The following is a 22,667-nucleotide window of genomic DNA, read 5'->3' as shown; positions in this document are numbered from 1 at the left end:
GCCGTCCCCTTGAACTTCTGGTCGATCTATCAGCACGGCTTCGCGCGCGTCGCCGCCTGTAACGGCCACACCGCCATCGCCGACCCGCACACCAACGCCGAGGCGGTCCTGCGCCTGACCCGCCGGTGCGACGCGGACGGGGTCGCCGTCGCGGTCTTCCCCGAACTGGGCCTGACCGGTTACTCGATCGAGGACCTGCTGCTGCAGGACGCGCTGCTCGACCAGGTCGAGGAGGCGCTCGCCGACGTGGTCGCCGGATCGGCCGGGCTGCTGCCGGTGCTGGTCGTCGGGGCCCCGCTGCGCCACCGCCACCGCGTCTACAACTGCGCGGTGATCGTGCACCGCGGCCGGATCCTCGGCGTCGTACCGAAGTCGTACCCGCCGAACTACCGGGAGTTCTACGAGCGGCGGCAGATCGCCTCGGGCGAGGACGAGCGCGGCGGCACCATCCGGGTGGCCGGCGAGACCGCGCCGTTCGGCGTGGACCTGCTCTTCGGCGCCGAGGACGTCCCCGGCCTCGTGCTGCACGCGGAGATCTGCGAGGATATGTGGGTCCCGGTGCCCCCGAGCGCGGAGGCGGCCCTGGCCGGCGCGACCCTGCTCGTCAACCTCTCCGGCAGCCCCATCACGGTCGGCCGCGCCGAAGACCGCAGGCTGCTGTGCCGCTCGGCCTCCACGCGCTGCATCGCCGCCTACGTCTACGCGGCGGCCGGACTTGGCGAGTCGACCACGGACCTGTCGTGGGACGGCCAGACCATGATCTACGAGAACGGCGTCCTGCTCGCCGAGACCGACCGGTTCCCGCTGGAGGACGGCTACGCGGTGGCCGACGTCGACCTCGACCTGCTGCGCCAGGAGCGGCAGCGGGTGGGCACGTTCGACGACAACCGCCGCACCCACGCCGCGCGCACCGGTGACTTCCGGACCGTGCCGTTCACGCTCGACCCGCCGGCCGGCGACCTCGGGCTGCGGCGCCGCCTCGAGCGCTTCCCGTTCGTGCCCGCCGACCCCGAGCGGCTCGCCCTGGACTGCTACGAGGCGTACAACATCCAGGTCGAAGGCCTCCAGCAGCGGCTCGCGGCGATCGGCGGCCCGAAGGTCGTCATCGGCGTGTCCGGCGGCCTCGACTCCACGCACGCGCTGATCGTCGCCGCCCGCGCGATGGACCGCGCCGGCCGCCCGCGCAGCGACATCCTGGCCTTCACCCTGCCCGGCTTCGCCACCAGCGACCACACCAAGGACAACGCGCACAAGCTGATGCGCGCCCTCGGCGTCACCGCGGCCGAGCTGGACATCACGCCGACCGCGCGGCTCATGCTGAAGGAGATGGGGCACCCGTTCGCCTCCGGCGAGCCGGTGTACGACGTCACCTTCGAGAACGTGCAGGCCGGCCTGCGCACCGACTACCTGTTCCGGCTGGCCAACCAGCGCGGCGGCATCGTGCTCGGCACCGGCGACCTGTCCGAGCTGGCGCTCGGCTGGTCCACGTACGGCGTCGGCGACCAGATGAGCCACTACAACGTCAACTCCGGCGTGCCGAAGACGCTGATCCAGCACCTGATTCGCTGGGTCATCAGCAGCGGCCAGTTCGACGACGAGACCGGCAAGATCCTGGCCGCGATCCTCGACACGGAGATCAGCCCGGAGCTGGTGCCCGGCGAGGAGCTGCAGTCCACCGAGTCCAAGATCGGCCCGTACGCGCTGCACGACTTCACCCTCTACCAGGTGCTGCGGCACGGCTTCCGGCCGTCCAAGATCGCCTTCCTGGCCTGGCACGCCTGGCACGACCGGGAGGCGGGCGCCTGGCCGCCCGGTTTCCCGGAGGCCGAGCGGGTGGCCTACGACCTGCCGGTGATCCGGCACTGGCTGGAGGTCTTCTGCCGCCGCTTCTTCGGGTTCGCGCAGTTCAAGCGGTCGGCCATGCCGAACGGGCCGAAGGTCTCGGCGGGCGGCTCGCTCTCGCCGCGCGGTGACTGGCGCGCGCCGTCCGACGGCAACGCACGGGCCTGGCTGCGCGACCTCGACCGCGTCCCGAAGGACTGAACCGCGTCCGACCCGTTCATGTGTACGGGCGTACGCATATGCTGTGTACGCTCGTACGCATGGGATACCTCTTGCTCGCCGGCGCCATAGCCGCCGAGGTCGCCGCGACGACGGCGATGAAGTACAGCGAGGGCTTCAGCAAGCTCGGGCCCTCGCTGCTGACGGCCATGGGCTACCTCGTCTCCTTCTCGCTGCTCGCCCAGTGCCTGAAGACCGTGCAGATCGGCACGGCGTACGCGATCTGGTCCGGGGTCGGCACCGCGGTCATCGCCGTCCTCGGCCTGCTGCTGTTCGGCGAGGGGTTGTCCCTGACGAAGGTCGCCGGGATCCTGCTGATCGTCGGGGGCGTGGTGGTCCTCAACATGGGCGGGGCGACGCACTGATGCCCCGCCGCTACGACCCCGACCGGCGCCGGCGGATCATCGACGCGGCGATCCGGGTCGTGAGCGAGAAGGGCATCGCAGGACTGAGCCACCGCACGGTCGCGGCCGAGGCGGACGTCCCGCTCGGCTCCACGACGTACCACTTCGCCACCCTGGACGACCTGCTGGTGGCCGCCCTCTGCCAGGCCAGCGAGGGCTTCGGGGGCGTGCTCGACGCGAGCGGGGTCCTGGACGACCCGGACAGCGACCTCGCGGCCGGGCTCGCCCGGGTCCTCGGCGACTGGCTGGGCGGCGACCGGCCCGGTGCCGAGCTGGAGTACGAGCTGTACCTCGCGGCCCTGCGCCGCCCCGCGCTGCGCCCGGTGGCCGCCCAGTGGACCGAGGACACCGCCGCCCGCCTGGCCGCCCGGGTCGACCCGGTCACGGCACGCGCGCTGCTCGCGGTGCTGGACGGGATCTGTCTGCAGGTGCTGCTGACCGGCGGTTCGTACGACGAGGAGTACGCGCGCGCCGTGCTGGCTCGGGTGATCCCCTGAACCCGCGCCCGGCACCTGAGACGCCTCCCGGACGGGTTCGCTCCGGCGACCCCCGCCACGTTAGGTTTTCCGCATGACCGACACTGCTTCCCGTTCGACCGGCGCCGTCGCCGCCGGCCTCGCCACCCTCGCCTCCGACGGCACCGTTCTCGACACCTGGTTCCCCGCCCCCGAGCTGGTGGAGGAGCCGGGCCCCTCCGGCACCGAGCGGCTCACCGCCGAGCGGGCCGCGGAGCTGCTCGGCAGCGGCGCGACCGCGGCCCTCGGCCCGGACGCCCGCCGGGGTGTCGAGGTCGTCGCGGTCCGTACGGTCATCGCCTCGCTCGACGACAAGCCGATCGACACCCACGACGCCTACCTGCGCCTGCACCTGCTCTCCCACCGCCTGGTCAAGCCGCACGGCCAGAGCCTGGACGGCATCTTCGGCCTGCTCGCCAACGTCGCCTGGACCTCGCTCGGCCCGGTCGCCGTGGACGACATCGAGAAGGTGCGCCTCGCCGCCCGCGCCGAGGGCCTGCACCTCCAGGTCACCTCGATCGACAAGTTCCCGCGCATGACGGACTACGTCGCCCCCAAGGGCGTCCGCATCGCCGACGCCGACCGGGTCCGCCTCGGCGCGCACCTCGCCGCGGGCACCACGGTCATGCACGAGGGCTTCGTCAACTTCAACGCCGGCACCCTCGGCACCTCCATGGTCGAGGGCCGCATCTCCGCCGGTGTCGTCGTCGGCAACGGCTCGGACATCGGCGGCGGCGCCTCCACCATGGGCACGCTGTCCGGCGGCGGCAACGTCGTCATCTCCATCGGCGAGCGCTGCCTGATCGGCGCCGAGGCGGGCGTCGGCATCGCTCTCGGCGACGAGTGCGTGGTCGAGGCCGGCCTGTACATCACCGCCGGCACGCGCGTGACCATGCCCGACGGCCAGGTCGTCAAGGCCCGCGAACTCAGCGGCGCCTCCAACATCCTCTTCCGCCGCAACTCGGTCACCGGCACGGTCGAGGCCCGCCCGAACAACGCGGTGTGGGGCGGCCTGAACGACATCCTGCACAGCCACAACTGACCACGGAACGACACCGGGCGCCCTTCCGTGTGCCGGGAGGGCGCTCGTTCATGTCTTCAGGGCCGCCGCGAACTCCGCCAAGGCCGTGAAGTCGTCCCCGCGCAGGCCCACCCGCGGGTTGACGTGGTGCAGCAGGGCGGGTGCGGGATGGTGGGTCGTCACGTAATGGGCGTCGGCCGGGCTCTGTTCGTCGTCCACCCAGGCGAACGGGCGGCCTCCGGCGTGGGCGACGATCGCCTCCGTCTTCCAGTGGACCGCGTCCGGCCGCTCGGCGAACAGAGCGCCGCCGAAGTCGACGTACGGCAGCTCGGGCAGGCCGAGGACCGGGCCGATCCAGATGTTGGCCTCGGCCATCCAGGTCGACGCCCAGCACAGCTCGTAGCCGAGGTTCAGCAGCGCCGGGCCGTGGGCCGGGTTCAGCCAGACCCGCCAGGGACGGCCGAAGGGGCCCGTGCCCGCGCGGATCGTCGTATAGCCCTCGGGGCGCCGCTGCGCCTTCGCCGCGTACGGGTTGAGCGGGCCGTCGATGTCCAGGAACAGCAGGGGGCGGCTCACGGGGACACCGTACGGCAGCGGGCTCGCGGGGCCCGCGGATTTTTCGGCGCAGCGGCTAGGTGATCACGCCCGTACGCAATCCTCGTACGCCGCCATCAGTCCGTCGATGGCCTTCTGGCCGGCCTGCAGCAGAGGGGCGCGTACGGGGCCCGCGGGGAGGCCGAGGCGGGGGAGGACAGCCTTGGCGGTGACCGTGCCGGGCAGGCCCGCGCCCATCATGGCCTCGATGAACGGCGTGGCCCGGAGCTGGAGTTCGGTCGCGCGGGCGGTGTCACCCGCGTCGAACGCGTCGAGGATCGCCGCGACATGGGCCGGTACGGCGTTGGCGACCGTGCTGACACAGCCGGCCGCGCCGACCGCGTACAGCGCGAGGACGTGCTCGTCGCAGCCCGCGTAGTACGCCAACTCCGTGCGCGCGAGCACCTTCTGGGTGCCGAGGAAATCGTAGGAGCAGTCCTTGACCGCCACGATCCGCGGGTGCGCGGCGAGACGGATCATCGTCTCCGGCTCGATCCGGGTGCCGGTGCGGCCCGGGATGTCGTAGAGCATCACCGGCAGCTCGCTCGCGTCCGCGACCTGGAGGAAGTGCGCCTCGACCGCCTCCTGCGGCGGCTTGCTGTAGTACGGCGTCACCACCAGCACGCCGTCGGCGCCCGCCTTCGCGGCGGCGCGGGCCAGCTCCACGGTGTGCCCGGTGTCGGACGTGCCCACGCCCGCGACCACCGAGGCCCCGTCGCCGACCGCCTCCCGCACGGCCGCGATCAGCTCCGCCTTCTCCGCGTCCGTGGTGGTGGGCGACTCGCCCGTGGTGCCGTTCAGGACCAGGCCGTCGCAGCCCTCGCCCACCAGATGCCGGGCCAGGCGCCGGGCGCCGTCCAGGTCGAGCGCGCCGGACTCGGTGAACGGCGTGATCATCGCGCAGAGGGTGCGGCCGAAGGGCGGAGAGGGCTTGCGAGTGGTCGTCATGACAGTAGTCTCGGCAGCGTCACAGTGAAGCTCTACTTAATTCTTCTTAGAGGTGTTCTTAAGCATTTCTGCGACGTTCGGCGGGTGGCCGGAGGGCCTATGTCCAACTCGGCCCTTCATGGGTCACTATGGCCCAAGGGTCACCGACGTCAGGTCATGGGAGGCACCATGAAGCTCGGCAAGGCACTGGCCACCGGTATCGCCGAGGAGAAGCCGCTCGTCCAGAAGGACGAGACGGAACTCCCCGAAGACATCGTCCGCACCGAACCGGCCGAACCGGCCGAGCCGGCCCGCGAAGAGGTCCCGGCCGCCCGATGAGACTGCGGCTCCCGGCGGAACGCCCGACGGAGCCGCCGACCGGCTACAAGATCGCCCACCCGATGCTGTCCCAGGACGGCACCCGGGCCGGGTTCACCGGTGTGTCGCTCGGCGGCGCGCTGCCGTACGCCGTGCTCGACGACGCCTCCTGCGTCTACGGCCGCAGGCACCGGCCGCCCGCGCGCCTGTGCGACTGCGGCTTCCACTGCGTGCACGACCGCGCGGCGGCCGAGGCGCTGCTGTGCACCGCGGAGAACCGGGCGGCGGTCCTGCTCGAAGTCTCCGTGCTCGGCGCCTATATCCGCTTCGAGCGCGGCTTCCGCTATGCCCGGCAGCGGGTGCGCACGGCGACGGTCGGCCCGTGCGTCTGCGGCGCCACCGCCGTCGCGCTCGCGGACGCGGGCTGGGGCAGGCCCGGCTGGCGGGCCCTGGCCCCCGTCTGCGCGGGCTGCGGACGCGGGCGTACGTCCGTCTCGCTCGCCGGATTCGCCCGGCTGGCCGGGGAAGGACTGCGGGTGGTGGCGGGGGCCGGGGCCGGTGCGGGGGCCGGTGCGGGGGGCTCGTCCGCCGAACCGGCGCCGGGCGTATCCGAACTCGTCGCCGAAGCCGCCCTGTTGCAGGCCAGGCTCGACTGGTTCCAGACCCAGATCGCCCGGCTCGGCGACCACGGCGCCGGAGGCGGATCATCGTGAGGCACCACGACGAGCCGCCCCGGCGGACCGGGCACACCAGGGCCCGACTCGGCCACACCCTGGGCCGGTTGGCGGGCGAGGCGGACCTGGCGGGGCGGGCGCGCACCCGCGCCGCCGACCTGCTGGACAAGACCGGGGCCATGGCCGTACAGGTGCGCATGAGCGCGGCCCAGGCCGTGCGCGGCGTGCTGCGCCACCGTCACCACTGACCGGCCCCGGTCCTTCTGGCGCTACGGGCGGAAGCGCAGCACCTGCGGGTCGTGGTCGCTGATCTGGTCGTTGAACTCCGAGTTGACGTGCACGCTGTCGTACTCGAAGTCGCAGCCGCGCCGGATCGCCGGGCTGATCAGGATCTGGTCCAGGACCTGCTGGTTGCCCTGGTAGTCGTAGGTGTAACGCTCGCTCCTGGGCAGCGACTTGATCGCCGACCACAGTTCGCCGTCGCCCTCCAGGATCTGCGCGGTCTCGGAGAACTCGAAGTCGTTCATGTCACCGAGCGCGATGACGTTCGCGTTCTTCTGGACGGCCAGGATGTCCTTGACGAAGGCGTTCACCTCGGTCGCCTGGGCGTGGCGCTGGATCTCCGAGCTGCGCACCGGCGGCTGGTACTGGGAGGCCAGCCCCTGGTCGCCGCCCTTGGAGTTGAGGTGGTTGGCGATCACGAAGACCGTCTTGCCGTGGAAGACGAACTCGCCGGCCAGCGGCTTGCGGCTGCTGTTCCAGGCCGCGTTGCCCGGGTCGATCCGGCCCGGGGAGGCCGTCAGCTGCGCCTTGCCGTTGACCTTGGTGACACCGACGGCGGTGGTGGAGTCGCCGCCCGCGCGGTCCACGAAGGACACCCGCTCCGGGTTGAAGAGGAGCACCTGGCGGATGTTGCCGCCGGGCTGGCCGCCGTCCTGGTCGTTGACCGGGTTGATGGAGCGCCAGTCGTACTTCGGGCCGCCCGCCGCGACGATCGCGTCGATCAGCTTGTTCACCGTCACGCTCGCGTCGACCGTGCCGTCGTCCGTGACGCCGTTGTTGTCCTGGATCTCCTCCAGGGACACGATGTCCGGCGACTGCAGGTTGTTCACGATCGCGGCGGCGTGCTGGTCGAACGTGTTGTCCGACGGGTCGAGGTTCTCGACGTTGTACGTCGCCACCGCCAGCTCGCGCCCCGACTGCTTGCGGGTCGTCTCGCGCTCCAGGCCGCCGCTCTCCAGCGTGCCGAGCTTGCTCGCGACCAGGGTGTAGCCGCCGAACTGGTTGAAGTCCAGCGGGCCGGTGGTGGCGCCCTCCAGGGTGTCGCCGACGTTCGCCTTCGGGAAGTCGGCGGTCGAGCCCAGCGACTCGATCTGGAGGCGGCCGGTGTTCTGGGACTCGTAGGAGCCGTAGACCGTGCCGCCCCGGACGTTGCGGTGCTCCCACGGCTTCACCGTGACCCACAGCTCGCTGTACGGGTTGGTGGCGGTGACCACGCGCGTGTCCTCGACCTGGACGTTCATGCCCTCCAGGGACTCGTAGTAGTCCAGGGCGTACGCCGACGGGTCCAGGGCCAGGCCGTTGATCGAGCCGCCGGCCGCGGTGTCGCCCTCCGGGGCGTACTCGTCGGGCACCGAGTCCTCGTCGATCACGACCGGCGCCGGGACCTCGTTGCCGGTGGAGACGGTGGTGACGACCGGCTTGCTGATCTCCGTCAGGGACTGGTTGCCGGACGTGGTGCCGCCCGGGACGTACTCGGAGACCGTGCCGCTGACCTTCACGGAGTCGCCGACCGCGACCTTCGGCGCCGAGCCGGTGAAGACGAACACGCCCTCGCTGGTCGCCGGGTTGTCGTCCGGTGTCGGGTCCTGGAGCCAGAAGCCCTTGGAGGAGCCGTAGCCGCGGGTGGCCGTGACGATGCCGGGCACGTCCGCGACCTTCTGGCCCGCCAGCGGCGATATTCGGGTCGCGCCCTGGATGTCGTGGATGCGCACCGAGTCGGCGTGGGCGGGCGCGGTGAGGACGATGGTCGACGCGGCGGAACAGACGGCGGCGACGGTGAGCGCGGCGAGGCGCGCGGAAGACCTGCTCGGCAAGGGAATCCCTCCGGGGACGAATGTGGGGCGCCGGGACGAGGGTGGAACACAAGCGTGTGGGGCTCGTAGCCCTCCGTGACACGCGTAGAGCCGAGTGAACAGTTGTCCCCCCAACTTCTACGCGCGTCAATCTCCTGCCTGTGCCCGGGAGTTGTCAAGGTTTCGGCCATGGACGGGATCTTGCGAGGAGATGAACCGGGCGGCATGGGTGGAAACCCGTCTAGGCTGAGCGGCTGAGTCCGTTCACGGTCCGAGGAGAACCAGCCGATGTCAGACAGCTCCCCCCTGCCGCCCGTACGGCTGCACCCCGAAGCGGAGCTGGCGCGTGCCGCGCTGTCCACGCCCGTCCTCTCCCGGGCCGCCCGCCTCGCCCGCTGGGCCGGGCCCGAGACCCGCGTGGACGCCGGCGGCGAACTGGTGGAGGAGCAGCTCCCGGCCGCCGCCGAGGTGCTCGGACTGAGCGGCGACGACGCCGCGGCTGCTGCCGGCGAGGCCTGGCGGGTCGCCGTGGACACCGGCCTGGTCGACGTCGTCGACGAGGAGACCGGAGCCGTGGGGACCGCCGCCGACCTGGCGCTGCTCACCGGCGGCTCCCCGCACGACGTGCTCGGCATCTGGCTCGCCGCCCTGGAGACCGTCGTCGCGGACGCGGCCGTGCCCGACCTCGACGGTCTGGTCGACGCCCTGGACGAGGGCGGCGAGGTCGATTTCTCGTCACTCGACTGGGACCCGGAGGCCGAGGCGGAGTTCCTCGACGGCGTCCTCGGCAACCTCTATCTGCTGACCGTCAGTGAGGACGGCCCCGGCGAGAGTGCGGTGCCGCTGCCCGCCCTCGCCGCCTCGATGATCATCCCCGGCGACATGGGCGAGCCCAGCAACGACGTCCTGGAGCAGGTCTCCGACGCGATGATGCGTCTGGACGACCAGTTCCGGATGCTGGAGCCGGTCGGGCTCGTGGAGTACCAGCCGGTGGACGAGGCGCTGATGGCGGACATGGGGGACGCTGCCGAGGAGCCTGCCGCGCCGGTCGACGACACCGACGTCTCCCGCTACGGCATGGTCCGGCTGACCCCGCTCGGCCTCTACGGGCTGCGGGCCCGGCTGCTGGACGCCGGGTTCGAGGCGCCTGCCGTGGGTGAACTCGCCGGCCAGGGCGCGGACGCGCTGCTCGACGGCACGGCGCGCTTCGGGCAGTCGGCCGCGCAGGCCGAGACCGAGCAGTGGCTGGAGCACCGCGAACCGCTGGCCGCGGCACGGGAGTTGCTCGCGGCTGCTCGCGGCTCGGACGAGGGGGCGCCGCTGCGCAGGCTGCGCTGCCAGCAGGCGCTGTCCCTGGTCGGCGCGGAGGCCGAGCCCGCGCTCCGCGAGGTGCTGGACGACCCCGAGCTGGGCGGACTCGCCCGGGTGTGGCTGAGCGAGCGGGGCGCCGCCGATGTGCCCGCGCCGTCGGAGCAGCTGGTGTTCTGGCTGACCATCGACACGCTCGCCGCGCAACTGGCCGCCGAGGGCAACTCCGTGGAGCTGCGCGCGCTGGTGGAGGGCCTGGCCGCGCAGCACAGCGGGTTCTTCGCCGCCGCCTGGCGGGTCGAGCACCCGGCCACCGCGGATGTGCTGGAGGCGATGGGGCGGCTGCACCCGGACAAGAAGGTGGCGAAGGAGGCCCGGAAGGCCGCCTTCAAGGCGCGCTCGCAGCAAGGCGGTTGAGCGGTACGGGCGAGCTTGGGCGGCAAGGGGTCCTTTTGCCGCCCATGGGGCGGGACATACGGATTCATGGAACCGGAGGTCCGGAAGTAGACCGGTGTTCAGCTCCTGTTCAAGGGTGGGCGAGAGCCTGGTGTGTCGAACGAGGACCGCCGCCCCCTCCACGGCACGCCCACCGTCACAGGAGACTCCATGTCGCTCACCCGCAGGGACTTCGCCAGGAAGTCCGCCGTCACCGGAGCCGGCGTCGCGCTGGCGGGCAGCGTCGGTGCCCTCGCCACGGCCCCGGGCGCCCTGGCGTCCACCGACATCCGGGCCACGGAGGGTGAGTCGGAGTACGAGCAGCACGGCGTCGGCTATGGCCCGCTGATCCCCGACCCGGACGGCATCCTCGCCCTCCCGGCCGGCTTCAAGTACCGGATCATCACCTACAGCGGCCGGACCACGCTGGAGTCGGGCGAGTTCACCCCGTCCAACCACGACGGCACCTCCACCTTCGAGGGCCCCCGCGGCGCCACCCTCCTCGTCAACAACCACGAGCTGAAGGGCCCGCGCGCCAACTGGAAGTACCCGGTGCCGCTCACCGAGGGCCTCGTCTACGACCCCGCCGCCTCCGGCGGCTGCACGGTGGTCGAGGTCCGCCGCGACCATGTCGCCGAGTGGGTCGGCATCGCCGGCACCTCCACCAACTGCGCGGGCGGCAACACCCCGTGGGGCACCTGGCTGACCTGTGAGGAGACCGAGGACAGAGCCGGCCAGAACGGCATGACCAAGGACCACGGCTACGTCTTCGAGGTCGACCCCGAGGACCGCCGGGCCAACCGCGACCCGGGGCCGGTCAAGGCCCTGGGCCGCTACGCCCACGAGGCCGTCGTGGTCGACCCCAGGCGCGGCCACCTCTACCTCACCGAGGACGCCGCCAACCCCAACGGGCTGCTCTACCGCTGGACCCCGCCGCAGGGCTTCCGCCACGGCTGCGGCCAGTTGCGCAGCCTCGCCGACGACGCCGGCGTGCTCCAGGCCTTCCTGTGCTTCGACTCCGGCGGCAACCTCGTCGACGACCTCTCCCGGGCCACGAAGATCGGCACGGTGTACGGAGTGGACTGGGTGGACGTCCCCGACCGTGACGCCAGGACCGTCTCCGTGCGCAAGCAGTTCGCCGCCGGCGAGGTCACCCGCGCCCGCAAGCTGGAGGGCATGTGGTGGGGCGACGGCGGCGCCTACATCGTCTCCTCCTACGCCCGCGCGGAGAGCCCCGTCCAGCACGACGGCCAGGTCTGGTTCTACGACCCCTCGCGCCGCACCCTGACCCTGAAGGTCCTGCTCGGCGTGAACCCGGACCCCTCCGCCGACGGCGCCTTCGACGGCCCCGACAACATCACCGTCTCCCCGTACGGCGGCCTGGTCATCGCCGAGGACGGCGAGGGCGTCCAGCACCTGTTCGGCACCACCGACAGCGGCCGTACCTACCCGATCGCCCGCAACGAACTCAACCTCGGCACCGAAGAGGCGCCCGAGTACAGCGAGTTCACCGGCGTCACCTTCTCGCCCGACGGCTCGACCCTGTTCGCCAACATCCAGGAACCGGGCATCATGCTGGCCGTCACCGGGCCGTGGAAGCGGCAGCAGCGCGACTGAACTCCGCCGGGCGATTAATTCGCTCGCTCGACCCGAGGCCATCCCCCTAAAGTGATGCACGTCCAGGTGCGAAGGCAGGACCTACTTCCACTTCTAATGGGGAGGTCGCGGGTTCGAGTCCCGCCACCGGTTCTTCGGGCCGGTGTAGCTCAGTCGGCAGAGCACCAAACGTCGGTTCCGCCGCCTCGATCTCTGGACACCGAAAACTTCACGCACCTCCCGGTGCGATGGCAACGGCTACTTCCCTTTCCTGGAATGCAACAACAGCCCTCGCCGACTTGATCTCGGGAGGCGTGGCGCATGGTGGGTGTCCGGTGCGCAGGCAGCGGTTACTTCATGGGATCGGAAGGTTGCGGGTTCGACTCCCGTCATCGACTTCGGGTCGGTGTAGCTCAATGGACAGAGCATCTGAACAAGTCCGTCGCCGACTCCCGATCTCGGACACCCTCCATTTGCCGCGCCTCCCTCCGAAAACAACATGAATTCGGGGGAATTCATCATGGCGCGATTCAACACGCGTGCCGCCAAGGCGCAGCCGAAGTCGGCGGTGACGTCGACCGGCCGCATCCTGCGGACCTATGAGGGCGGCCGGGGACAGGAGCGCGATCCGCGCTCGGAGCTGTTTCTGCTGGCGGTGTCCCACTTCGTCACGGGCACCTTCTACGAGAACGCCGAGGAGCGCGACGGCCGCTTCACCCGGCTCGTCCGTGATCTCGCCGTCAGCGACCCGTCCTGGCCGGCCGGTCTGCTCGGCTGGCTGCGCGGTGAGGGGAACATGCGGACGGCCTCGATCGTGGGTGCCGCCGAGTACGTGCACGCCCGGCTGGCGGCAGGTGCCACCGAGGGCCCGTCCAACCGGCAGGTCGTGGACTCTGTGCTCCAGCGCCCGGACGAGCCCGGCGAGTTGCTCGCGTACTGGACGTCGGCCTACGGCCGGGCGATCCCCAAGCCCGTCAAGCGCGGTGTCGCCGACGCCGTACGACGGCTGTACCACGTCCGGTCGCTGCTCAAGTACGACACCGCGTCCAGGGGCTACCGCTTCGGCGACATCCTGAACCTGGTGCACGCGGCGCCGGACGCTGACAAGCCGTGGCAGGGCGACCTGTTCCGGTACGCGCTCGACCGGCGGCACAACCCGGACACCGCCGTGCCGCCCGCCTCGCTCCCGGTGCTCGGTCTGCACCGCGAGCTGATGGCGCTGCCCGTCGAGCGGCGGCGGGCGGTCGTCGCCGCGCCCGACGGCTTCGAGCGGCTGGCGGCGGCCGGGATCACCTGGGAGGCGCTGGCCGGCTGGCTCCAGGGTCCGATGGACAAGGCGGCGTGGGAGGTCGTCATCCCGTCCATGGGCGCGATGGCGCTGGTCCGCAACCTGCGGAACTTCGACGAGGCCGGCGTCTCGGACGAGGTCGCCGCCCGGGTCGCGGCGAAGATCAGCGACCCGCAGCAGGTGGCACGTTCGCGGCAGTTCCCCTTCCGCTACCTGGCCGCCTACCGGCACGCACCCTCGCTGCGCTGGTCCTACCCGCTGGAGCAGGCGCTCGGCCACTCGCTGGCCAACGTGCCCGCGCTGCCGGGCCGGACGCTGGTGCTGGTCGACCGTTCGGGCTCCATGTTCTGGTCGCCGGCCTCGGAGCGCTCCCAGCTCACCCGGGCCGACGCGGCGGCGATCTTCGGCAGCGCGCTCGCGCTGCGGGCGGCGGACGCCGACCTGGTGGAGTTCGGTTCGACCAGCGCCAAGGTGGAGTTCCGCAAGGGCGAGTCGGTGCTGAAGATCCTGGACCGCTTCGGCAACCTCGGTGGCACCGACACCACCGAGGCCGTGCGCCGGCACTACAGGAAGCACGACCGGGTGCTGATCGTCACCGACGAGCAGTACGCCCCGCACCAGCACGGCGACCCGACCGCCCAGATCCCGGCCGACGTCCCCGTCTACACGTGGAACCTGGAGGGCTACCGGGCGGGCCACGGCCCGTCGGGCACGAGGAACAGGCATACATTCGGTGGGCTTTCGGACTCCGCCTTCCGGATGGTGCCGCTGCTGGAGCGCGCGAGCGACGCCGACTGGCCGTGGGAGGCCTGAACCAGGGCCGTCCGTCCGGACGGCCCTGATGTGGCCCGCACTTCTACGGGGGGTGCGGGCCACACCCCTTGCCGTGCGCCGTTCTAGCCGGCCCTGCGCCTGCCGGTGAGCACCGTGGCGACGACCAGCAGCGCGGCCAGCGAGATCAGCGCACCTGCGCCGAACGCGCGGGCCGACCCGTGGACGAGGACGGCGTCCGGTGTCCCGCCGGCGTGCCGGGTCGCCGTGCCGTACACCGTGACCAGGACGGACAGTCCGACCGTGCCGCCCAGCCACTGGAGGGTCTGGAGCAGACCGGAGGCCGCGCCCGCCTCCCGCGGCTCGACGGCGGACAGGATCGTCGCGTTGAGTGGCATGAAGCTCAGACCCGTGCCGAGACCCATCAGCAGCAGCGGGCCGAGCAGCCCGTCCGCGTACCCCTCGCCGGGCCGCAGCTGCCACAGCCATCCGGTGGCGGCGGTGACCAGCGTCATCCCGGTCAGCAGCACCGGCTTGGCGCCGAACCGGGCCAGCAGCCGGGGCACCAGCCGTACGGTCGTGAACATCACCAGGGTCATCGGCAGGAAGGCGAGGCCCGCGCGCAACGGGCTGTAGTGGAGGGCCTGCTGGCCGATCAGGCTGAGGAAGTAGAAGGCGCCGAACATGCCGGCGGGCAGCAGCAGGATGCTCGCGTAGCCGCCGGCCCGGTTGCGGTCGGCGAACAGCCGCAGCGGCATGACGGGTTGGGCGGCCCTGGCCTCGATCAGCGTGAATCCGGCGAGGAGCACGGCGGCGGCGGTGAAGCCGAGCAGCGCCCGGGCGTCGCTCCAGCCGTCCTCCGAGACCCGGATGAACGCGAACACCAGGGAGGTGGTCCCGGCCGTGCCGACCAGGGCGCCCGGCAGGTCGAACCGGCCCCTGTGGCGCGGGGTCTCGGTGACGAAGCGGGGCAGGGCGAGGACCAGGGCGAGGCCTATGGGCACGTTGATGAGCAGGGCCCAGCGCCAGGACGCCCAGGAGGTGAGCATGCCGCCGAGGACCAGGCCGAGCGAGCTGCCGATGCCCGCCATGGAGGAGTAGACGCTCAGGGCGTGGTGCCGGCGGGGGCCCTCCGGGAAGTTGGTGGTGATCAGGGCGAGGGTGCTCGGGGCGATCAGAGCGGCGCCGAGGCCCTGGAGCGTGCGGGCCGCGAGCAGCCAGCCGCCCTCGGTGGCGATGCCGCCGAGCAGGGAGGACAGGGCGAACAGCAGGGCGCCGGCGGCGAGGGCGCGGCGGCGGCCGACGACGTCGCCGATCCGCCCGCCGAGCAGCAGCAGGCCGCCGAAGGCGAGGGTGTAGGCGTTCAGGACCCAGGACAGGCCGGTGCGGCTGAAGTGCAGGCCCTGCCGGATGTCGGGCAGTGCCACGTTGACGACGGTGGAGTCGACACCGACCATCAGGTAGGCGGTGACGATGACGAGGAGGGTGGTGCCGAGCCTCGCGGGAGGCGCGGGCGCGGAGGGCGCCTCGGTGAGGGTGGACGGTGCGGACGGGGTGGACATGAGGGTCTCCCGGTCTGGGTGTCCCCGGGCGCGACGGCATGCCGCGGGCAGGGGTGAGCTGCCCGGCGGAACGTGATGACGACGTAACCGGGGACTGTCTCCGTTTAATGTCGGATAAGATACGGAGGCAGTCCCCGCTTTGCAAGGAGTTACTGGATGACGCAGGTCAGGCCCATGCGCGCGGACGCTCGGCGCAACTACGAGCGGTTGCTGAAGGTTGCGTTCGAGGCCTTCGCCGAGCATGGGGAGAACGCGTCACTCGACGACATCGCCAAGCGGGCGGGCGTCGGCTCGGGCACGCTCTACCGGCACTTCCCGACCCGGCAGGCGCTGCTGGAGGCCGCGTACGTGGACCGGATCGAGGAGATCGCGGCACGGGCCGACGAGCTGGCTGAGGAGCTGCCGCCCGGTGAGGCGCTGACGGAGTGGCTGTACGAGCTGGGGGTCGCCACGATCCAGTTGCGGGGGCTGAAGACCCTGCTGGGGGCCGCGGTCACGGACGGCAGCTCGGTGGCGCTGACCGCTTGCGGTACGGCCGTGAAGGGCGCGGCGGCGCGGCTGGTGGAGGCGGCGCAGGCGGAGGGCGTGCTGCGGGACGACCTCGAACCGGTCGAGGTCCTGCGGCTGGCGCACGGCGTGGCCTCGGCGTCGGAACTGGCGGACGGGCAGGGCAGGCACATCCGCCGGTATCTGACCCTGCTGACGGAGGGGCTGCGGCCGTAGGACCGCGGGCGGGTACGCGGCTGCGGGCGGTCGTGCGTACGACGGCCCGCAGCGGTGTTCGTCGGCTGCTACAGGGCTCGCGCCCCCGGTTCCACCATGTTCCGCACCGTCCGCGCCTTCACGAACTCGCCCAGCGCCGTCATGTCCCACTCCCCGGAGAACTGCCGGGTCAGCTTGGCCATCATCACGCCCGTCTCCGGCTCGGCGTGGGTGAGGTCGAAGCGGACCAGTTCCTCGCCGGTGTTCGCGTCCAGCAGGCGGCAGTAGGCCTTGGTGACGTCCGTGAACTTCTGCCCGGAGAAGGAGTTGACGGTGAAGACCAGCCCGGTGACCTCCTGCGGAAGCCGGCCGAGGTCGACCGTGATCACCTCGTCGTCTCCCGCGCCCTCGCCGGTGAGGTTGTCACCGGAGTGCTTGACCGCGCCGCCCAGGATCGTCAGCTTGCCGAAGTAGCAGCTGTCGATGTGGTTGCGCTGCGGGCCGTAGGCCATGACGGAGGCGTCCAGGTCGATGTCCGCGGCATGGAACGCCGGCTCCCAGCCGAGGCCCATCTGCACCTGGGAGAGCAGCGGACGGCCGCCCTTGACGAGGGACACGGTCTGGTTCTTCTGGAGGCTGACCCGCCCCTTGTCGAGGTTGACCTTCCCCGCGCCCGGCGCCGCGGCGGGCGGCGGCGGGGTCACCGGCTGCTGCGCCGGGGCGGCGGGGGCCGCGTCGGCGGGCGCCGAGGCGGCAGGGGCCGGCTCCTCGACCGTCACTCCGAAGTCGGTCGCGATGCCGGCGAGCCCGTTGGCGTACCCCTGGCCGACCGCGCGGGCCTTCCAGGCGCCGCCCCTGCGGTAGATCTCCACGACCACCAGCGCCGTCTCCGTGCCGAGCTGCGGCGGGGTGAACGTGGCCAGCACCGAGCCGCCGTCCGCGTCACGGATCGTGGCCGTCGGCTCGATGCCCTGGAAGGTCTGCCCGGCCGCGTCGGGGCTCGCGGTGACGACGATCTTCTCGATGTCCGGCGGGACGGCGCCGGTGTCGACGGTGATCGCGTCGGGCGCGGCACCACCGCCGGACCGGTACGTCACGCCCGGTCCGGTCGGCTGGTTGTAGAAGATGAAGTCGTCGTCGGAGCGCACCTTGCCGTCGGCGGTGAGCAGCAGGCCCGACACATCGAGCCGCACCGGAGCGGCGACATCCACCGCCACGCGGGCGGCGGAGAGGGCGATGTTCGAGCCGGGGGTCATAGCTGTCATGCCGGGTGAACGAACGACACCGCTTTACCGTTCCCTTACCCGCCCCCGAACGGCTCAGGGCCCTGGCCCCCGGCTCAGTACGGCCAGATCGGCGGGTCGTTCACGAAGTGCCCGCCCAGGTGGCTGTGGGCCGGGTTCTGCGGGTCCAGCTCGCCCTGTTCGGCGATCAGCTTCCCGGCGTACGGCTCGGAGTCGTCCTGCGGCTCGTAGCCGAGCGCCCGGGCACTCGACAGGTCCCACCACAGGCGTGTGTTGGCCGAGGAGCCGTGGACGACCGTATGGCCGACCCCCTCGGCGGTCAGGGCCGCGTGGAAGAGACGGGCGCCGTCGGCCGGGCTCATCCACACCGAGAGCATGCGCACGCTGGTCGGCTCCGGGAAACAGGAACCGATGCGCACGGAGACGGTCTCCAGGCCGTGCTTGTCCCAGTAGAGCTGGGCCAGGTCCTCGCTGAAGGACTTGGACAGGCCGTAGAAGGTGTCCGGGCGGCGAGGGGTGTCGACCGGGATCAGCGGCTCGTCCGCGCGCGGGGCCGGGGTGAAGCCGACGGCGTGGTTGGAGGAGGCGAAGACGATGCGCGGCACGCCCTCCAGACGGGCGGCCTCATAGAGGTTGTACGTGCCCTCGATGTTCGCCTTCAGGATCTTTTCGAACGGCGCCTCCAGGGAGATGCCCGCGAGGTGCAGGATCGCGTCCACGCCCCGTACCGCCTCGCGCAGCGCCCCTGTGTCGCCGAGGTCCGCGGTGATCGCGTCCGGCTCGCCCTCGACGGGGCGCACGTCGAACAGGCGCAGCGCGTAGCCGTACTCCGGCAGCAGGGACCGCATCAGGGTGCCGAGTCCGCCGGCGGCGCCGGTGAGCAGAACGGTGCGGGGGGCGGGCATCCTCGGCTCTCCTTGTGGACGGAATTCACATCCGTGGACACGCTAGGGAGTTGCGTCGTGCACCGTCAAGTGTCGCGTGATGTACGTGAATCCGGGCCCGTGTTGCAAGTCCCGCTTGACCTGTCGTAAGTGCCCCTTGCCACATCCTGTCCGTGGCCGACGTGGTGGTGGTGCCGTGCGGAACTGCGCCTGTATCACGCCGGGTTGGCGTCCGACCCGGACCTCGCGGCGGTGCGCGAAGCGCTGTCGGCGCTGTCGGCGTGGTCGGCGCGCCGGGCCGACGGGACCAGCGAGGCGGCCGTGGCGAGCAGCCCCAGGCCGTAGAAGGGCAACAGCAGCCCGGGACCGGCCAGTTCGACCAGTCCGGCCCCGACGGCCAGCCCGAGCACGTTCGGCGTGAACATCAGCGTGTTGGCGGTGGCCGTCGCCCTGCCGAGCAGCGGCCCCGGGGTCTCGCGCTGCACCGCGGTGAGCGCGGCGATCAGGACGCAGGGCAGGCCGAGGCCGATCGCCGCGGCGGACACCAGGGCCGCCGGGTCCGACGGCACCGCCCGCGCGGCCACCGCGAACCCCACCAGCGCGATCCCGGCCGCCGCGAACCGGCGCGCGCCGAGCCGCCGCAGCGCCGGCCCGGACACCAGCCCGACCGTCACCGAGCCGATGCCCTGGACGGCGTACAGCACGCCCACGTAGGCGGGGGAGTGGCCGAGGCGGTCCACGACGGCGTAGGTCATCGTGCTGCTCAGGGCGCCGAAGAGCATGGTCGCACCGCCGGCCCGGACCAGCGCCCGCAGCCCGGGGTGACCCCACAGGTGGCGGACGCCGTCGGCGGTCTCCTGCCGCCAGTCGGAGCCGGACCGCACGGGCCGCTCCTCGCGCACGCGCAGCAGGGCGCACAGCCCGGCCCCGCACACGCAGCTGATCGCGTCCAGCACGGCGACGCTCGCCCCGCCGTACGCCGAGTACAGGGCGGCGCCCGTCAGCGGGGCCACGAGCTTCATGCCCTCGTCGGCGGTCATGCGCAGCCCGTTGAAGTCGCCGAGCAGGTCGGGGCCGACCGCGGCGGCCACCAGGGCCGACGAGGCCGCGTACTGGATCACACCGGCGACGCCGTACACGAACAGCACGGCGAACAGCAGCCACAGGCGGCCCGGGGAGTTCACCGTGCACAGGGTGAGCAGCAGGCCGGCCAGGCTCAGCTCGGTGGCGATGAGCAACGGCTTACGGCGCACCCGGTCGGCGATCGTGCCGAGCGCCGGCCCGGCCAGGGTGGGTGCCCACATGGCGAGCATGCAGAGCGCGGCCAGGCCGTCGGAACCGGTGAGGTCCTTGACCCACACCCCCGACGCCAGCCAGAGCGAGGAGGTGCCGAAGCCGGACACCACCACGCTCGCCAGATAGAGCCCCGCGTTGCGGTCCCGCAGCACGCGGGTCATGGTCCAGGAAGTCGTCATGCCTGATGATCGTGGGCCTAAGGGGGGTGCCTACGGATCGGGAAGCTGCCCTAGGCCGGGACCGGCCGTCCGAGGGGTCAGGGCTGGTCGTACCAGGCGAGGGACTGGATCCGCCAGCCCTCGGGGGTGCGGACGAACTGGAGGTTCTTGGTGCCCCCGCCCTCGAACGGCTCGCCGTTCATGATCCCGGACTTGCGGTACTCCCCGGTCCGCGAGGCGATGCCGCCGACGATCTCGGTCCGCTCGGTGGTCTCCCACTCGGAGAACTCGGTCAGCCGGCCGTCGGTCAGCAGCGCGCGCCGGGGTTCGATGAACTCGTCGACCGTGTAGACCGCGAACCCGGGGCCCGTACAGGTGATCACACCCTGGGGGAGGAACAGCCGGCGTATCCGGTCCACGTCGGGGGCCTTGCCGCCCCGGTTGTCGAAGGCGCCGAAGAACTCGGCGGTCAGCGCGTCGATCTCGATCTTGGACATGGCGTCACGGTAACCATGGCCGGGGGCCGGTGCCGATGAGTTTCCGCGCTCCGGCCGGTCTCTCCTGCGTACTGGTATGGCAACTCATAAGGAGCGAGGGATGACCATCGTCGACCTGGGCCCGCAGGCCCGGATCGTGGCGCTGCTGGCCGACGCGGTGACGGACGAGCAGCTGTCGGCCGCGACGCCGTGTCCGGACTACGCCGTGCGCAACCTGCTGGCCCACATCCACGGACTGTCCGTCGCCTTCCGCGACGCCGCCCGCAAGAACTTCGGGCCGACGACCGACACCAGCCCGAACGTGGGCGTCCCGGACCTGGGGCCCGGCTGGCGCGAGGAACTGCCCAAGGCGCTGGACGAGCTGGCCGACGCCTGGCGCGACCCGGACGCCTGGACCGGCGACACCCGCGCGGGCGGCGTGAACCTGCCCGGCGCGGTCGCCGGTGCCGTCGCGGCCGACGAGCTGGTGATCCACGGCTGGGACCTGGCCCGCGCGACCGGCCTGCCCTACGAGCCCGACCCGGCCGCCCTGCAGGCGGCCCACGGCTTCCTCCTCGCCGCGGCCGAAGCCCCGAACGGCGGCAAGGGCCCCTTCGGTCCTGTCGTCCCGGTCCCGACGGAGGCCCCGCTGCTGGACCGCGCGGTCGGCCTGAGTGGCCGGGATCCGGGGTGGCGGGGGTAAGCGGACGCGACGGGAACAACCGGGCTGTGACGCCCTGCGGGGCACTGCACCCCGCAGGGCGTCACACGGCTCGTTCCGCCAGCTCCAGGGCTCGCTGAGCGAGCCATAGGTCGTGCACGGCGCTGGGGGAGCGGGTCAGGGAGCGTTGCAGCAGTTCCTCGGCACGCGCCAGGCGCTTGCGCACAGCGGACGCGGAGAGGGACAGCGCGTCGGCCGTGGGGCCGATGCGCGCGTCCAGGCGCAGCCAGGTGGTGAGCGTCTGCGTCACCACGGCTGCGGTGGCGCATGCTTGCAGAGAATGGAACTGCTGGTGTGCCCATGACACGACATGGGGCAGGAGCAGGAGCTGGTCCAGGGTGGGAGCCACGGCACCTCCCCTCGCGGCGTCGTCGTCGCGAAGCGGTGGAATGCCTGCCGCGGACGTGCGCAGGGCGAGCGCCAGGGCGGACTGGTCGGCGAGCCGGGTCAGGTCCAGGCACAGCACGTCCTGTACGCAGGCCAGGCGCGCGGCCAGAGTGTTGCGGTGGATCTTCAGGTGCGCTGTCGCGCCGGAGGAGAAGCTGAGCCACGAGGTGGCGGTGGCCAGCAGTTCCGTGCAGTCCGGATCCTGCGGACGCTTGGGGCGGCGGGATCGCAGGGGCGCGAGGAAGGACTCGGCCCACGCCGTCGCGGCCGGTCCGAGGGTGAGCGCCAGATCCGGGTCTCCGGCGAAGGCGGACAGGCGGTCGGTGCGCTGCCGCGCGACGGCCAGGGCGTGGAACGCCTGAGCGTAGCCCGTGGCGGTGTCCCGCAGGGGTATGGCGTCGCTCACCCCGATCCAGCAGGAGTCGGCCACCGCGGGGTGACAGGCCCAGGCCGGGCGGGTGCAGGCCGCCTCGGAGGCCACGGGCGCGAGAACGAGCAGGTGGTCGGCGTACACGGGGCACGGCACGATCCATGCGTCATCGGCCGCCTCGGCCACCCGGTACGCCACTTCGTCACGCGCCTCGGGCAGCCCTTCGACGACGTACACCTGTAGTACTTCGGGCAACTCGGGCTGCAACGCTCCCGCGATCTTCCGGGCGGCGGCCGTTTGACCGCTCATCAGCAGATGCAGGACCGCTTCCCTGGCCCCGGCGTCCGCGACGCGGAGCCGGCGGTGCCTGCGCCGCGCCTCTTCGGCCTGCCAGGTCAGGCTGAGGACGGATGCGGCGTCCGCGAGCAGGCGGGGCAGGTCGGACGGTGCGGGCCGGGGTGCCACGGCCGTGAGAAGGGGCGTGCGGAGGTCTCGGGCGCCGTCGAGGGCCAGGACGAAGCAGGTGAGTTCGTCCTGGTCGATGGCCACGGACCTCAGCCCCCGGCTGGTGATCTCGCGCGCCCCGCGCAGCGAAAGGGCGCGCGCGGTGTCACCGGGCACGGACACCGGTGCACTCGCCATGGCGCCTGACGGGTTCATCAGGAAGGCGTCGGTCCCGGTACGGCCGGCCAGCCAGCGAAGTACCTGCGCTGTCCCGCCTCTGCGGGCCGCACGGTGCAGGGCGAGGACATCGCCCGCTCGTCCCGTCGATCTGTCCGCCGGCGCAATGAGCCTTTTCCAACCTCACCCTGAGCTGGTCAGATGCAGAGTGAGTATCGCTTGGACGAGGTTGGTGATCCGGGCGGTTGAGCATCGGAGT

Annotated in this window: 21 protein-coding genes; 12 read left to right on the top strand and 9 right to left on the bottom strand. The window is 71.9% G+C overall.

From position 1 onward, the window contains the following. The first annotated feature begins 9 nt into the window (after nucleotides 1–9). From ACWD35_RS14000 to dapD, 4 genes are all read left to right on the top strand, one after another. Nucleotides 10–2,043, top strand: coding sequence for an NAD(+) synthase (locus ACWD35_RS14000; RefSeq protein WP_451351452.1), 2,034 nt, complete (start codon nucleotides 10–12; stop codon nucleotides 2,041–2,043). A 59-nt stretch (nucleotides 2,044–2,102) separates the two neighbouring features. Continuing rightward, on the top strand, nucleotides 2,103–2,426 hold the full coding sequence (locus tag ACWD35_RS13995) for a DMT family transporter (protein WP_451351451.1): 324 nt from the start codon (nucleotides 2,103–2,105) through the stop codon (nucleotides 2,424–2,426). Beyond that, nucleotides 2,426–2,962: a TetR/AcrR family transcriptional regulator gene (locus ACWD35_RS13990; RefSeq protein WP_451351450.1), complete on the top strand. Its 537-nt coding sequence runs from the start codon at nucleotides 2,426–2,428 to the stop codon at nucleotides 2,960–2,962. Before ACWD35_RS13995 ends, ACWD35_RS13990 begins: the two co-directional genes overlap by 1 nt. 73 nt (nucleotides 2,963–3,035) lie before the next feature. After that, nucleotides 3,036–4,022 (top strand): 2,3,4,5-tetrahydropyridine-2,6-dicarboxylate N-succinyltransferase, encoded by a 987-nt coding sequence (gene dapD, locus ACWD35_RS13985; RefSeq protein WP_451351449.1) that lies wholly within the window; start codon nucleotides 3,036–3,038, stop codon nucleotides 4,020–4,022. 48 nt (nucleotides 4,023–4,070) lie between these two features. Here dapD and ACWD35_RS13980 read toward each other — a convergent pair whose 3' ends face one another. Both ACWD35_RS13980 and dapA read right to left on the bottom strand, forming a co-directional pair. Then, nucleotides 4,071–4,577, bottom strand: a complete 507-nt coding sequence (locus ACWD35_RS13980; RefSeq protein ID WP_451351448.1) for a hypothetical protein — start codon at nucleotides 4,575–4,577, stop codon at nucleotides 4,071–4,073. A gap of 63 nt (nucleotides 4,578–4,640) precedes the next feature. Further along, on the bottom strand, nucleotides 4,641–5,543 hold the full coding sequence (gene dapA / locus ACWD35_RS13975) for a 4-hydroxy-tetrahydrodipicolinate synthase (RefSeq protein ID WP_451351447.1): 903 nt from the start codon (nucleotides 5,541–5,543) through the stop codon (nucleotides 4,641–4,643). Nucleotides 5,544–5,711: 168 nt separating this feature from the next. Here dapA and ACWD35_RS13970 point away from each other — a divergent pair, with 168 nt between their 5' ends. From ACWD35_RS13970 to ACWD35_RS13960, 3 genes are read left to right on the top strand one after another with little or no spacing between them, the layout of a single operon-like run. Next, on the top strand, nucleotides 5,712–5,861 hold the full coding sequence (locus ACWD35_RS13970) for a hypothetical protein (RefSeq protein ID WP_451351446.1): 150 nt from the start codon (nucleotides 5,712–5,714) through the stop codon (nucleotides 5,859–5,861). Continuing rightward, nucleotides 5,858–6,553, top strand: coding sequence for a hypothetical protein (locus tag ACWD35_RS13965; RefSeq protein WP_451351445.1), 696 nt, complete (start codon nucleotides 5,858–5,860; stop codon nucleotides 6,551–6,553). The genes ACWD35_RS13970 and ACWD35_RS13965 overlap by 4 nt, the downstream gene beginning before the upstream one ends. Further along, nucleotides 6,550–6,762, top strand: a complete 213-nt coding sequence (locus ACWD35_RS13960) for a hypothetical protein (RefSeq protein ID WP_451351444.1) — start codon at nucleotides 6,550–6,552, stop codon at nucleotides 6,760–6,762. Before ACWD35_RS13965 ends, ACWD35_RS13960 begins: the two co-directional genes overlap by 4 nt. A gap of 21 nt (nucleotides 6,763–6,783) precedes the next feature. On the opposite strand, the gene ACWD35_RS13955 is transcribed toward ACWD35_RS13960, so the two are convergent. Continuing rightward, nucleotides 6,784–8,610, bottom strand: a complete 1,827-nt coding sequence (locus ACWD35_RS13955; protein WP_451351443.1) for an endonuclease/exonuclease/phosphatase family protein — start codon at nucleotides 8,608–8,610, stop codon at nucleotides 6,784–6,786. Between the two features lie 267 nt (nucleotides 8,611–8,877). On the opposite strand from ACWD35_RS13955, the gene ACWD35_RS13950 reads away from it, so the two are divergent. The 3 genes from ACWD35_RS13950 (at nucleotide 8,878) to ACWD35_RS13940 (ending at nucleotide 14,029) form a co-directional block, all read left to right on the top strand. Then, nucleotides 8,878–10,314, top strand: a complete 1,437-nt coding sequence (locus ACWD35_RS13950; protein ID WP_451351442.1) for a hypothetical protein — start codon at nucleotides 8,878–8,880, stop codon at nucleotides 10,312–10,314. Nucleotides 10,315–10,503: 189 nt separating this feature from the next. Continuing rightward, nucleotides 10,504–11,949: an alkaline phosphatase PhoX gene (locus tag ACWD35_RS13945; protein WP_451351441.1), complete on the top strand. Its 1,446-nt coding sequence runs from the start codon at nucleotides 10,504–10,506 to the stop codon at nucleotides 11,947–11,949. Between the two features lie 499 nt (nucleotides 11,950–12,448). Beyond that, nucleotides 12,449–14,029 (top strand): TROVE domain-containing protein, encoded by a 1,581-nt coding sequence (locus ACWD35_RS13940; protein WP_451351440.1) that lies wholly within the window; start codon nucleotides 12,449–12,451, stop codon nucleotides 14,027–14,029. Nucleotides 14,030–14,112: 83 nt separating this feature from the next. Here the strand turns inward: ACWD35_RS13940 and ACWD35_RS13935 are convergent, their stop codons facing one another. Further along, the gene (locus tag ACWD35_RS13935; protein ID WP_451351439.1) at nucleotides 14,113–15,549 is read right to left on the bottom strand and encodes an MFS transporter; all 1,437 of its coding nucleotides are present in this window, start codon (nucleotides 15,547–15,549) and stop codon (nucleotides 14,113–14,115) included. Between the two features lie 156 nt (nucleotides 15,550–15,705). Here ACWD35_RS13935 and ACWD35_RS13930 point away from each other — a divergent pair, with 156 nt between their 5' ends. Continuing rightward, a complete protein-coding gene (locus tag ACWD35_RS13930; protein ID WP_451351438.1) occupies nucleotides 15,706–16,272 on the top strand; it encodes a TetR/AcrR family transcriptional regulator in 567 nt (188 codons plus the stop codon). A gap of 68 nt (nucleotides 16,273–16,340) precedes the next feature. Here the strand turns inward: ACWD35_RS13930 and ACWD35_RS13925 are convergent, their stop codons facing one another. From ACWD35_RS13925 to ACWD35_RS13910, 4 genes are all read right to left on the bottom strand, one after another. Continuing rightward, nucleotides 16,341–17,507, bottom strand: coding sequence for a TerD family protein (locus ACWD35_RS13925; RefSeq protein WP_451351728.1), 1,167 nt, complete (start codon nucleotides 17,505–17,507; stop codon nucleotides 16,341–16,343). An 83-nt stretch (nucleotides 17,508–17,590) separates the two neighbouring features. Beyond that, nucleotides 17,591–18,400, bottom strand: a complete 810-nt coding sequence (locus ACWD35_RS13920) for an NAD-dependent epimerase/dehydratase family protein (RefSeq protein WP_451351437.1) — start codon at nucleotides 18,398–18,400, stop codon at nucleotides 17,591–17,593. A 194-nt stretch (nucleotides 18,401–18,594) separates the two neighbouring features. After that, nucleotides 18,595–19,854, bottom strand: coding sequence for an MFS transporter (locus ACWD35_RS13915; protein WP_451351436.1), 1,260 nt, complete (start codon nucleotides 19,852–19,854; stop codon nucleotides 18,595–18,597). A gap of 77 nt (nucleotides 19,855–19,931) precedes the next feature. Then, nucleotides 19,932–20,330, bottom strand: coding sequence for a DUF4440 domain-containing protein (locus ACWD35_RS13910; RefSeq protein ID WP_451351435.1), 399 nt, complete (start codon nucleotides 20,328–20,330; stop codon nucleotides 19,932–19,934). Nucleotides 20,331–20,430: 100 nt separating this feature from the next. Between ACWD35_RS13910 and ACWD35_RS13905 the strand changes: the two genes are divergently transcribed. Next, nucleotides 20,431–21,012 (top strand): TIGR03086 family metal-binding protein, encoded by a 582-nt coding sequence (locus tag ACWD35_RS13905; RefSeq protein WP_451351434.1) that lies wholly within the window; start codon nucleotides 20,431–20,433, stop codon nucleotides 21,010–21,012. Between the two features lie 61 nt (nucleotides 21,013–21,073). On the opposite strand, the gene ACWD35_RS13900 is transcribed toward ACWD35_RS13905, so the two are convergent. Next, entirely contained in the window at nucleotides 21,074–22,447 is a 1,374-nt protein-coding gene (locus ACWD35_RS13900; protein ID WP_451351433.1) for a helix-turn-helix domain-containing protein, read from the bottom strand. Nucleotides 22,448–22,667 lie beyond the last annotated feature (220 nt).

The organism is Streptomyces sp. NPDC002671, from assembly GCF_053592475.1.
The sequence above is the reverse complement of the archived record's forward strand: the minus strand, read 5'-3'. Positions and strand labels throughout refer to the sequence as shown.